The sequence below is a fragment of the Brachybacterium sp. YJGR34 genome (assembly GCF_003347015.1).
GTDB lineage: Bacteria > Actinomycetota > Actinomycetes > Actinomycetales > Dermabacteraceae > Brachybacterium.
The window spans coordinates 22,058-33,172 of the sequence record NZ_PNFB01000029.1 but is presented as its reverse complement, the minus strand read 5'-3'; the positions used below and the strand labels follow the sequence as shown (position 1 = coordinate 33,172).

The following is an 11,115-nucleotide window of genomic DNA, read 5'->3' as shown; positions in this document are numbered from 1 at the left end:
CCCCGCAGCCTCGGCTGCGGGGGCGCCGTGCGTCCGGGCCGGGGAGGCCGGCGCGGAGCGGGGGAGCGAGGGGCCTCAGGTGCCGGACTCGAACTTGTACCCCAGCCCGCGCACCGTCACCAGGTGCACCGGGTTCTTGGGATCGTCCTCGATCTTGGCCCGCAGCCGCTTGACGTGGACGTCGAGGGTCTTGGTGTCCCCCACGTAGTTCGCGCCCCACACCCGATCGATGAGCTGGCCGCGGGTGAGCACGCGGTCCACGTTGCGCAGCAGCATCTCGAGCAGCTCGAACTCCTTCAGGGGCAGCGAGACGTCCTCGCCGCGCACCTGCACCACGTGGCGCTCGACGTCCATCATGATGCTCCCGGCGCTGAGCGCGGTGTCCTCCTCGGCCTCCGCGGAGTCCTGCCCGCGGCGCAGCACGGCCTTGATCCGCGCCAGCAGCTCGCGCGAGGAGTACGGCTTGGTGACGTAGTCGTCGGCCCCCAGCTCGAGCCCCAGCACCTTGTCGAACTCGTCGTCCTTGGCGGTCAGCATGATCACCGGGACGCTGGAGGTGCGGCGGATCTCCCGGCACACCTCGGTGCCGCTCATCCCGGGGAGCATGAGGTCCAGCAGCACGAGGTCCGCGCCGTGCGCGGAGAAGATCCGCAGCCCGTCGGTGCCGTTGTCGGCGACGGCGACCTCGTACCCCTCCTTGCGCAGCGAGTACGACAGAGGGTCGGAGAAGGACTCCTCGTCCTCCACGATCAGGATTCGCGTCATGTCAACTTCCCTTTCCGGTCGCGTGGCGCTCGTCCACGGATCGTGCGTCGTCCTGGGGCCCGGGGGCCCCAGGGGTGCTGGTGGCCGACGCCTCGTCGGCCGGTGCGGCGCTCGTCTCCGCGCCCGGCGGGCGGGCGGAGACCTCGACGGAGCGGGCGCCGACCCGGATGGTCTCGGTGCGTCCCATCTCCGGCAGGCGCAGCGTGAAGGTCGACCCCTGGCCGCGCATCGACCAGGCGGTGACCTCACCGCCGTGGTCGTTGGCGATGTGCTTGACGATGGCGAGCCCGAGCCCCGAGCCCCCGGTCGTGCGCGAGCGCGCCCGGTCCACCCGGAAGAAGCGCTCGAAGACCCGCTCCAGGTTCTCCTTGGAGATCCCGATGCCCTGATCCTTCACGGCGATCTCGACCATCCCGTCGTCGCGCCGCACCGAGATGCCCACCTTGGTGTGCGCGTCGGAATAGGTGATCGCATTCGAGATCAGGTTCGACAGGGCGGTGGTGAGCATCGGCGCGGAGCCGAACACCCGCAGGCCGGCGGCGCCGCCCACGGCCACCTCGATGCGTGAGCCCAGCGCGAAGTTCCGGTTCAGGCCGACGGCGTCGGCGACGACGTCGTCGATCTCCACCGGCTCCGCGTCGGGCAGTGCCGAGCCGCCCTGCACGCGCGAGAGCTCGATGATCTCCTGGACCAGGTGGGAGAGGCGGCGGGTCTCCGTCTGCATCCGCTCGGCGAAGCGGCGCACGGCGTCCGGGTCCTCGGCGGCGTCCTCCATCGTCTCGGCGAGCAGGGTGATCGCGCCGACCGGGGTCTTCAGCTCGTGGGACACGTTCGCCACGAAATCGCGACGGGTCTCCTCGACCCGCACCGCGCGGGTGAGATCGTCGGCCAGCAGCAGGGCGCCGTGCTCGCCGAGCGCACCGATGCGCACGTCGATCACGGCATCGGACTCCGCCTGGTTCGATCGGCGCAGGGTGAGCCGTTCGTCGCGGAAGCCGCCGTTGCGGCCGACGTCGGTCGCGAGCTCGAGCAGCTCATGGCTGGACAGCGTGGGGTAGTCGCCCTCCTCCGCGCGCACGATCCCGTAGGAGTAGGCCAGCGGCGAGGCGCGCAGCACGTCGCCGCTGGCATCGAGCACGACGTAGGCGGAGGAGAGGATGGCGAGGACCTCGGCCGCGGCATCGGGGACCACCTGCTCGGCCACCATGGGGGTTGCCCGCACGTTGCGCTCGGAGCGGACGAGCGCCAGCGTCGCGGCGACGCCGATCACCAGACCGATCGCGCCGGCGAGCACGAGGAGAGCAGACAGGGGCACCGGTACAGCCTAGGCCCCCGGCGACGGCCAACCCGCCCTCCGCCCCTCGGCGAGGCCGTTGTGTCGCAGGAGTTCACGGGAGCTACGCTTCGAGTTCACCCGGAGACGATCTCCGTTCATCCCACATTGCGAGGATGACGGGGACGACCCCTACCGACTGAGGAGCACGAACCATGCGCGAGGCCTACCAGAGCGACCTGCGGCATATCGTCGACGACCTGCTCGACATGGCCGAATTCGTGGGAAAGGCTCTCGAGGGCGCGACGAGCGCCCTGCTCGAGGGCGACCTCGCTCTGGCCGAGCGCGTGGTCGCCGCCGACCCCCATCTCGACGAGCGCCAGGAGGACCTCGACGGCAAGATCGTCGAGCTCCTGGCCCGCCAATCGCCGGTCGCCACGGATCTGCGGCTGCTGGTGGCCGCGCTGCGCATGAGCTCCTCCCTCGAGCGGATGGGCGATCTGGCCGTGCACATCGCCCTGGTGGCGCGTCGAGCCCATCCCGAGATCGCGGTCCCCGAGCAGCACCGGGCGCAGATCGCGCGGATGTCGGAGATCGGCATCAAGGCCCTGCAGGGGGCCGGGACCGTGATCCAGAACCGCGACCTGGCCCTGGCCGCGCAGGTCCAGAAGGACGACGACGAGCTCGATGCGCTGCTGCTGGAGATCTCCTCGGAGATCTCGCGCAGCGACGAGGACGTCTACACCAACGCGCAGATCATCGACGTGACGCTGCTGATCCGGTTCTACGAGCGCCTCGGCGACCACGCCGTCTCGCTGGTGCGCCGCATCGGCTTCCTGGTCACGGGAGATTCCCTGGACACGCACACCCTCGAGGCGGAGAACCAGGAGTTCTGACTCCCCGCACCGCACGAGAAGAGCGCCCCGCAGACTCTGCGGGGCGCTCTTCTCGGACGCGGAGGGGGAGTGGGTCAGCCGCGGTTGGAGTGGGGGCGGCGGGCGGTCAGCCGCTCCGTGCCGGCCTTCGCACCGCGCTTGGCCGCGACGCGCAGCCCCTGCAGGAGGACGCCGGAGACGGTGGCCCACAGCATCAGCTTCCAGACGGGCTGCTCGTCCGAGGGATCCTTGATGGCGGAGATCTCGGCCGGCGAGGCGCCGTCCTTCTTGGCCTGCTTGCGACGCTGGGCGGCCTCCTTCTGCGCGGTCTTCTGCGCCTTCACGGTGGGGGCGTCCTCCCCGAAGACCGCTCCCCAGCCCGCGGCGGCGGCCTTCTTGCCGACGACGCCGGCGGCGATCCCTGCGACCGGAACGGCGATGCTCACGAGTGGATTGGGCACGGGGTCCTCCAGGCGTCGGATGCGGATCTGCTCGCCGGAGCTCAGTACACCCCGGCGTACTGAGCGTAATAGGTTCCCATGTCGTCCGTGCGCAGCGCCTCGCGATACGGCTCCATCGCGTCGTCGTCGGTGGCGACCACGCTCGCGCCGCCGCTGGTGGTGGTCGGCCCGCCGTGGGGGACCGAGAGGTAGTGGATGTCGCCGCTGCGGACCGAGCGCAGGGACAGTCCCAGCTCCACCATCGAGGAGGCGCTCAGGCCGTCGTCCGTGGTGAGGTAGGGCGAGATCGCGCCGACGGTGTCGGTGAGCCTGCCCGGATCGCTGAGGGTGTCGGCGCTGATGAGCGAGTTGGCGATGCCCTGGAGCACCGCCTGCTGATTGCGGTTGCGCTGGAAGTCGCCGTCGGAGAACTGCTTGCGCGCGCGCACGAAGGCGAGGGCCTCCTCGCCGCTCATGTGCTGCGTGCCCTCGGTGAACTCGACGCCGTCGGCCTCGAAGGACTCCGGGACCTCGACGTCGACCCCGCCCAGGCTGTCCACGAGCCCCTCGATGCCGTCGAAGTCGATGAGGGCGACGTGATCGATCGGCACGCCGACGTAGTTCTCGACGGTGGTGACGGCGAGGCCCACGCCGCCGTAGGCGAGCGCGGAGTTGATCCGGTCCATGCCGTACCCCGGGACGGGGACGTAGAGGTCGCGCGGGAAGGAGGTGACGTAGACGTTCTCCTTGTCGTCCGAGACGTGCACGAGCATCATGACGTCCGAGCGCTGACCGCTGACCCCCTCCGAGGAGGCGTCCTCCGCGGAGCGCTTGTCCGATCCCATCAGCAGGTAGTTCTCCCCGGTGCCGTCGAGGTCCTCGGGACGCTCGCCGTCGGAGGCGCCGCGCGTGATCTGGACGACCGTGCGCTTCTCGTATTCGCCGCGGATCCCGCCGAGGTAGTTGCCGATGACCAGGCCCACACCCACCACCAGGACGGCGACCAGGCCGAGGGCGATGAATGCGGCGCGGCGACCGCGGCGCTTCTCGGTGCCGCGGTCCTCGCCCTCCTCCTCCCACTCCGAGGGCAGGTCGAGGTCGTCGTGAGCGTTCATTCAGGAGGCCTTTCGGTGGGTGCCGTCGCCGGCCTGCGCGCACGGGCGTACGCCAGATCCCATATTAGGCGTCCGGCACGGATCCCCTTCGCCTCGAACGAGGTCTTCACACGACCCTCGAATCGTGGTGCCCACCCCGTCGTCGCGAGCCCCTCCGGGAGCCGATCGCTGGAGGTTCCCTCGGGGCGCGGGCCGTCCGGATGCAGCAGCACCAGGTCCTCGCTGGGATCCAGCAGGCGCCGCATGTGGTGCGCGTACTGCGCCCAGTCGGTGGCCAGCCGGAACCGGGACCCGTCCGCGAGCAGCGGGAGCACGGCCTCGAGGAACGGGGGGTTGATCAGACGCCGCTTGTGGTGCCGCGACTTCGGCCAGGGATCGGCGAAGAACACCCACAGCTCGGCGATCGAGGCGGGGGGCAGCAGGGCGGGCAGCGCCCGCTGCGCGTCCAGCGGCAGCAGACGGATGTTCCCGGGCCGTCCCGCACGGTCGATGCGGTTCAGGGTCTGGGCCAGTCCCGGCCGGTAGACCTCGACGCCCAGGTGGTCGCGCTCCGGGTGCGCGAGGGCGGCGGCGACGAGGTTCTCGCCCAGCCCGCTGCCCACCTCCACCACGAGCTCGGCGCGGCGACCGAAGACCTCCTCGAGGTCCAGGCGCGCGCCGGGCGCGGGCAGGGTGTCGCGCTCTCCGCGCGGGGGATCGAGGACATAGGCGGGGGACAGGCGGTCCCAGGCGCTCTGGCGCACCGGCGTGAGGCGCTCCCCGCGACGGACGAAGGAGACCACGTCACGATGCGTCGTCCCCTCTCCCGCCGCGTCCGCGGGCGAAGGGGTGCCGGCGTCGTCACCGGAGGGCGGGGAGATCTCGGAGCTCATCGCCGCTCAGACGTCCCGGCGCACGAGGTCGCCCTCGACCACCACGGGCACCTCGGGCAGGTGCCGGGTGGCGGGGCCGACCAGCACCTCGCCGGTGGTGGCGTCGAAGCGCGAGCCGTGGCACGGGCAGTCCAGCTCGGTCCCGGCCTGGCTCAGAGCGCAGCCGTTGTGGGTGCAGTACCCGGAGTACCCGGCGATGTCCTCGCCGGTGCCGCGGACCAGCAGCACGAACGGCTGATCACCGCCGAAGTTCACGAGGGTGCTGGCGTTCTCCGGGACGTCCTCCAGCGGAACGGCGCCGTCGTCCGCACGCAGCGGCTCCGCGGTGCCGAAGCCCTCGTCCTCGGGGGCGCAGGCGGCGAGTCCTCCCAGCCCGGCCGCGGAGGCGGGGAGCAGGAGGGCGAGGCGGCGGGAGAGGCACGGTCGTTCCATCCCGCCAGGATAGCCAGCGTCCCTGGGGACGCACCGCCCCTCGGAGGCGCTTGTCGGTCTGTTCTCCTCCCGCCTCGTCACTCGGCAGTACGTCGATCAGCGGCGCTCCGTGGTCTGATCTCCTCCCGCCTCGTCCCTCGGCAGTACGTCGATCAGCGGCGCTCCGTGGTCTGATCTCCTCCCGCCTCGTCCCTCGGCAGTACGTCGATCAGACGTTGTGAGCCTCCAGCTCGCGGGGGTCCCAGGTGAGGATCCCTCCGGCGCGCCAGCCGCGGGCGGTCACGGCGTCCAGCGCCTCGCGGCGGCGGGCCGGGACGAGCCGGTCCAGGTACAGCGTGCCGTCCAGGTGATCCATCTCGTGCTGCAGCGCACGGGCCAGGACGCCGCCCTCGTCCTCGACGACCACCTCCGCGCCCTCCAGGTCGGTGCCGCGCACGCGGGCACCTCGATGACGGGCGGTGGGGTAGCTCTCGCCCGGCACCGACAGGCAGCCCTCGAGGGTCTCCTCGTCGAGAGCGATCCCGCCGAACCGTTCGAGCCGGGGGTTGATGACCACGCCGCGGCGCAGCTCGCCGTCCGCGTCGGGGCAGGAGTAGACGAACAGCCGTGCCCGGGAGCCGACCTGCGGTGCGGCGAGGCCGGCGCCGTCGGCGGCGTCGTTGGTCTCGAACATGTCCGCGACCAGCACGCGGAGCTCGTCGGTGATCTCCCGGACCCGGCGGGTGCGCTGGGAGAGGGCGCGGTGGCCGACGATGGTGATCGGGCGGACGGTCATGCGGGGGGCTCTCCTCGGTGCGGGCGATCGCTGGGGTCAGCGGTGCGCGGGGGCGTGGTCTCCTCGGCGGGGAGACTTGTGATGCGGTAGCGCGTCGGCGGGTTCACGGCCAGCGGGTTGCGGGCGTCGACGATCCACGGGCTCCGCGTCCGGCGCAGCGGCTGCCCGGACCTCGTGGCCGCCGCGACCGCGCGCCCGATCTCCTCCGCCTCCCCGGCATCGGCGGCGAGGAAGTCGAGGGTGTGGGTGGCGTGCGGTGCCAGCTCGATGTGGTGCCAGGCGTCGATCCCGCTGGCGATCTGCCGCGCCCGCAGGAACTCCGCGTCCAACGCCGCTCCCGAGACCACCACGATGTTCGCCAGCCACATCAGCAGCAGGATCGCGATGAGACCGTTGAGCACGGTGAGCACCTCGGCGAAGCGGGTGGCGTAGACCATCAGGCGCCCCGCGGCCAGGGCGGATCCGAACAGCACCAGCACGCTGAGCGTGGAGCCGAGCGTCATGAGGCGGTAGCGGGGGAGGCGCACGTTGGGGAACAGGTAGTAGGCGAGGGAGACCCCGATGATCAGGATGGCCAGCAGGATCGGCCACTTCACGAGGTTCCAGGCGGCGAAGGCGATGCGCGGGATGCCGATGAACTCGCCGATCCGCTGGGAGGCGTCGCCGCCGACGATGATCATGCCGATCGCCAGCAGGACCACGGAGGTGATCAGCACCGTCTCGCCGAACACGATGGTGCGGAACCAGAGGAAGGGACGGCCCTCCCGCGTGTCATAGACGCGATGCATCGCACGGTGGAAGGCGGCCACCCCGTTGGAGGCGGAGACCAGGGAGCCGAAGGTGCCCAGCAGCAGCCCCAGCACGCCGCCGCTGGTGGAGGAGACCGCCTGGATCGCGGCGAGGAAGGGCTCCGGGTCCAGGGTCGGGAAGATCTCGGTGATCATCCCGGCCAACGCGCCGAGCGGCTCGGTCTCGAAGCCGATCAGGGACATGGTCGAGACCACCGCGACCGCTCCCGGGAAGATCGACAGCAGCAGGTAGAAGGTCATCGTCCCGGCGACGTCCCACACCTGGATGTCCAGCAGCCGCATCCGCACCCGGTTCAGGACGTGCAGGACCGTGAGCCGGGGCCGGGCGTACTCGACCACCGGCCCGGTCCGGCGTGTGCGGTCAGCGGTCACCGTGCTGCAGCTCCGGTCTCTGGAGGGGACGGATGCCCGGGACGGGCGCTGGGGAGCCTAGCCCACCCCGTCGGCCCGGGCGCGGACCGACGGAGCGGCGCTCAGCTCCCCTCGACGATGTCGTCGGGATCATCGGCGACCGGGAACTCCCACGGGTCGTCGGGATCGCCGGGCACGTGAGAGGTCATGATCGATCCGTCCGCACGGGTGTCCCCCAGGCCGACGGGCCTGGCCAGCACGGCGTCGTCGAGCACCGGCCCCTGGTCGGCGAGCGGCACCGCGACGCCCTCGGAGGTCACCGTGACGTCCTGCCCCCGCACCGAGACCCCGACCTCGGCGCCGGACTCGAGCGTGAAGGAGATCTCCTCGCGCACCAGGCGCACGCGGAACCTCGAGCCCCGCAGCGTGATCGGGAAGGACAGCTCCGGCCAGTCGGTCGGCAGGCGGGGATCGAAGGACAGCTCGCCCTCGTCGTGCCGCATACCCCCGAAGCCGTGGATCAGGGCATTCCACACTCCGCCGGCGGAGGCGACGTGCACCCCGTCGTCCGTGTTGTGGTGGAGGTTGCCGAGGTCCACGAAGAGCCCCGCCCGGAAGTAGTCCAGCGCCGCCTTCTGATGCCCCACCTCCGCGGCCATGATCGACTGCACGACGGCGGAGAGCGAGGAGTCCCCGGTGGTGATCGGGTCGTAGTACTCGAAGTCGGCCTTCTTCTCCTCCGCCGTGAACTCGCTGCCGCGCAGGAAGAGGGCGAGCACCACGTCGGCCTGCTTGAGCACCTGGAAGCGATAGATCACCAGCGGGTGGAAGTGCAGCAGCAGCGGAAAGGCCTCCTCCGGCGTGCTCGAGAGGTCCCAGATCTCCCGCTCGAGGAAGCGGTCCTCCTGGAGGTGGATGCCCAGCGCCTCATCCTTGGAGATGGACATGCCGTCCGCGCAGGCGTCCCACTGCTCGAGCTCCATCTCGTCGAGGTCGAGCAGGGTCCGCAGGGTCGCGTACCCCTCCGCATCGGCCTCGCGCAGCTCCCGCACCGCCCGCGCCGCCCGGCGCAGGTTGTGGCGCGCCATGACGTTGGTGAACATGTTGTTGTTGACCACGGTGGTGTACTCGTCCGGGCCGGTGACGCCGTGGATGTGGAAGCTCGAGCGGCCATCGGGCGTCAGGCGCCAGAAGCCGAGGTCCGCCCACATCCGGGCGGTCTCCACCAGCACCTCGACGCCCTCGCGGCGCTGGAAGTCGAGGTCACCGGTGACGTCCACGTACTGGCTGAAGGCATAGGCGACGTCGGCGTTGATGTGGTACTGGGCGGTGCCCGCGGCGTAGTACGCCGAGGCCTCGTCGCCGTTGATGGTGCGCCAGGGGTACAGCGCCCCGCGCTGGTTCAGCTCCCGGGCGCGCTCGCGGGCCTTGGGCAGCAGGTTCGTGCGGAAGCGGAGGGCGTTGCGGGCCCAGGCGGGGTTGGTGAAGGTGAGGAAGGGGACCACGTACACCTCGGTGTCCCAGAAGTAGTGCCCCTCGTAGCCGGAGCCGGAGACACCCTTGGCCGGGATCCCCCACTGGTCGGAGCGGGCGGCGGCCTGGGCGAGCTGGAACAGGCACCAGCGGGTGGCCTGCTGCTCGGCGGGCTGCCCCGGCAGCTGCACGTCCGAGCGCTCCCAGAAGTCCGCGAGATAGCGACGCTGATCCTCGAGCTGCGCCTCGAAGCCCTCGGCACGCACACGATCCAGGGTGCGCCGGCCCCGGTCGAACAGCTCGCGGTGGGGGACCGAGCGCGAGGAGTGGTAGGTGACGGACTTGCGCACCGTGAGATGGGAGCCCTGGTGGAGATGCGCGCGGATCACCTGGCGGCCCAGATCCGGCGAGGTGTCCACGAGCTGCTCGACCTCGGCGTCCGAGCTGACCTCGTGATCGGCGCCGACGGCGAGCGTCATCCCCGAATCCGCGACCCGGTAGCCCAGCAGCATGCGGCGGTCGCTGTGCCAGTCCTGCTGCGGCAGCAGCACACGCTGGGCGAAGTCGGTGGTCCGGCGCGGATCGGCCTTGTCCATGATCGGGCCGCCGTCCACGCCCTTGCCGAAGTCGTCCTGGAAGTCCTGGCGATTGATGATCTGCGAGGAGATCGCGATCGGCGCGTCCCCCTCGAGCATCGTGACCTCCATGGTCATCAGGGCGAGGTGGCGCTGCGTGAAGGAGACCAGGCGGGAGGTGCTGACCTGGACCCGCTTGCCGGCGGGCGTGCGCCAGATCAGCTCCCGATGCAGCACCCCCTCGCGGAAGTCGATCCAGCGCTCGTACTCCTCGAGATCGGCGATGGAGAGCAGCAGCGGCTCGTCGTCGACGTAGAGCTTGATCACCGAGGAGTCGGGGACCGAGATCATGGTCTGCCCCACCCGGGCGAAGCCGAAGGCGGACTCGGCATGGTGGATGGGCCAGGTCTCGTGGAAGCCGTTGAGGAAGGTGCCGTGCTTGGCCGCGTCACGGCCCTCCGAGGGGGTGCCGCGCATGCCCAGATAGCCGTTGGCGGTGGCGAACAGGGTCTCCATCAGGCCCAGGTCCTCGCTGGGGCGCGATTCCACCAGGCGCCACTCGTCGATGGGCAGGCGGGTGCGGTCGACGGGGTCGGCGGGCACGGAGCGCAGGCGGGTCATGCGATCTCCTCCAGGTCGGACACGACGAGAGTGGCGCCGGCGGCGGCCAGCTCCGCCTCCCCGGCACCGCGGTCGACGCCGACGACGGCTCCGAAGCCGCCGGCGGCCCCGGCCCTGACCCCGGAGACGGCGTCCTCGTAGACCACGGCGCGCTCCGCGGGGACCCCGAGGAGGGCGGCGGCGTGCAGGAAGGTGTCGGGGGAGGGCTTGCCGGGAAGCCCCTCGCGGGCGGCGACGTTGCCGTCGACGATGTGCTCGAACCGCTCCAGCAGCCCGGCGCCGCGAAGCACCTCCTCGGCGTTGCGCGAGGAGGAGACGATCGCCGGGCGTGCCCCCGCGGGCAGCGCTTCGAGATAGGCGACCGTCCCCGGGTAGGGCGTCACGCCCTCGGCCCGGATCAGGGCCAGGACCAGATCGTTCTTGCGGTTGCCGAGCCCGCGCACGGTCTCCTCGCCGACCGGCTGGTCGCCGGGGTCGGAGTCCGTGCCCTCGGCGAGGGTGATCCCGCGCGAGGCGAGGAAGGCCCGCACCCCGTCGTAGCGCGGACGCCCGTCGACGTGGGCGAAGTAGTCCGCGTCCGTGTAGGGCGCCTGATCCTCCCAGGAGGAGAGGAAGCCGTCGAACATGCGGGCCCAGGCGCGCATGTGCACCTCGGCGGTGGGGGTGATGACCCCGTCCAGATCGAACAGATGCGCCGTGAAGTCGGCCGGTCGGAAGCGTGATGCGTCAGCCACGCGGC

Annotated in this window: 11 protein-coding genes; 1 reads left to right on the top strand and 10 read right to left on the bottom strand. The window is 71.2% G+C overall.

Annotated features, from left to right (window positions below; genetic code table 11):
- Positions 1-75: 75 nt before the first annotated feature.
- Together CXH06_RS17260 and CXH06_RS17255 are read right to left on the bottom strand one after the other, a co-directional pair.
- A complete protein-coding gene (locus CXH06_RS17260; protein ID WP_114856439.1) occupies positions 76-765 on the bottom strand; it encodes a response regulator transcription factor in 690 nt (229 codons plus the stop codon).
- Between the two features lies 1 nt (position 766).
- Positions 767-2,080, bottom strand: a complete 1,314-nt coding sequence (locus CXH06_RS17255) for a cell wall metabolism sensor histidine kinase WalK (protein ID WP_114856438.1) — start codon at positions 2,078-2,080, stop codon at positions 767-769.
- 173 nt (positions 2,081-2,253) lie between these two features.
- Here CXH06_RS17255 and phoU point away from each other — a divergent pair, with 173 nt between their 5' ends.
- On the top strand, positions 2,254-2,934 hold the full coding sequence (gene phoU / locus CXH06_RS17250; RefSeq protein ID WP_114856437.1) for a phosphate signaling complex protein PhoU: 681 nt from the start codon (positions 2,254-2,256) through the stop codon (positions 2,932-2,934).
- Positions 2,935-3,008: 74 nt separating this feature from the next.
- Here phoU and CXH06_RS17245 read toward each other — a convergent pair whose 3' ends face one another.
- The 8 genes from CXH06_RS17245 to CXH06_RS17210 form a co-directional block, all read right to left on the bottom strand.
- A complete protein-coding gene (locus CXH06_RS17245) occupies positions 3,009-3,359 on the bottom strand; it encodes a DUF4235 domain-containing protein (protein ID WP_232820412.1) in 351 nt (116 codons plus the stop codon).
- A 56-nt stretch (positions 3,360-3,415) separates the two neighbouring features.
- On the bottom strand, positions 3,416-4,468 hold the full coding sequence (locus CXH06_RS17240) for an LCP family protein (protein ID WP_114856435.1): 1,053 nt from the start codon (positions 4,466-4,468) through the stop codon (positions 3,416-3,418).
- Complete coding sequence (trmB, locus tag CXH06_RS17235; protein WP_114856434.1) at positions 4,465-5,340, bottom strand: tRNA (guanosine(46)-N7)-methyltransferase TrmB; 876 nt, start codon at positions 5,338-5,340, stop codon at positions 4,465-4,467. The genes CXH06_RS17240 and trmB overlap by 4 nt, the downstream gene beginning before the upstream one ends.
- Before the next feature lie 6 nt (positions 5,341-5,346).
- The gene (locus tag CXH06_RS17230) at positions 5,347-5,772 is read right to left on the bottom strand and encodes a ubiquinol-cytochrome c reductase iron-sulfur subunit (protein WP_114856433.1); all 426 of its coding nucleotides are present in this window, start codon (positions 5,770-5,772) and stop codon (positions 5,347-5,349) included.
- A gap of 208 nt (positions 5,773-5,980) precedes the next feature.
- Entirely contained in the window at positions 5,981-6,547 is a 567-nt protein-coding gene (gene def, locus CXH06_RS17225; protein WP_114856432.1) for a peptide deformylase, read from the bottom strand.
- Positions 6,544-7,728, bottom strand: coding sequence for a YihY/virulence factor BrkB family protein (locus CXH06_RS17220; protein WP_232820411.1), 1,185 nt, complete (start codon positions 7,726-7,728; stop codon positions 6,544-6,546). The genes def and CXH06_RS17220 overlap by 4 nt, the downstream gene beginning before the upstream one ends.
- A gap of 101 nt (positions 7,729-7,829) precedes the next feature.
- On the bottom strand, positions 7,830-10,376 hold the full coding sequence (locus tag CXH06_RS17215; protein ID WP_114856430.1) for a glycoside hydrolase family 65 protein: 2,547 nt from the start codon (positions 10,374-10,376) through the stop codon (positions 7,830-7,832).
- Positions 10,373-11,110: an HAD family phosphatase gene (locus CXH06_RS17210; protein WP_114856429.1), complete on the bottom strand. Its 738-nt coding sequence runs from the start codon at positions 11,108-11,110 to the stop codon at positions 10,373-10,375. Before CXH06_RS17210 ends, CXH06_RS17215 begins: the two co-directional genes overlap by 4 nt.
- Between the last annotated feature and the right edge of the window lie 5 nt (positions 11,111-11,115).

Excerpts from the sequence above, each read along its gene's own strand:
- CXH06_RS17260 (WP_114856439.1), bottom strand. The coding sequence starts at position 765 with ATGACGCGAATCCTGATCGTGGAGGACGAGGAGTCCTTCTCCGACCCT.
- trmB (WP_114856434.1), bottom strand. The coding sequence starts at position 5,340 with ATGAGCTCCGAGATCTCCCCGCCCTCCGGTGACGACGCCGGCACCCCT.
- CXH06_RS17230 (WP_114856433.1), bottom strand. The coding sequence starts at position 5,772 with ATGGAACGACCGTGCCTCTCCCGCCGCCTCGCCCTCCTGCTCCCCGCC.
- def (WP_114856432.1), bottom strand. The coding sequence starts at position 6,547 with ATGACCGTCCGCCCGATCACCATCGTCGGCCACCGCGCCCTCTCCCAG.
- phoU (WP_114856437.1), top strand. The coding sequence starts at position 2,254 with ATGCGCGAGGCCTACCAGAGCGACCTGCGGCATATCGTCGACGACCTG.
- CXH06_RS17240 (WP_114856435.1), bottom strand. The coding sequence starts at position 4,468 with ATGAACGCTCACGACGACCTCGACCTGCCCTCGGAGTGGGAGGAGGAG.
- CXH06_RS17215 (WP_114856430.1), bottom strand. The coding sequence starts at position 10,376 with ATGACCCGCCTGCGCTCCGTGCCCGCCGACCCCGTCGACCGCACCCGC.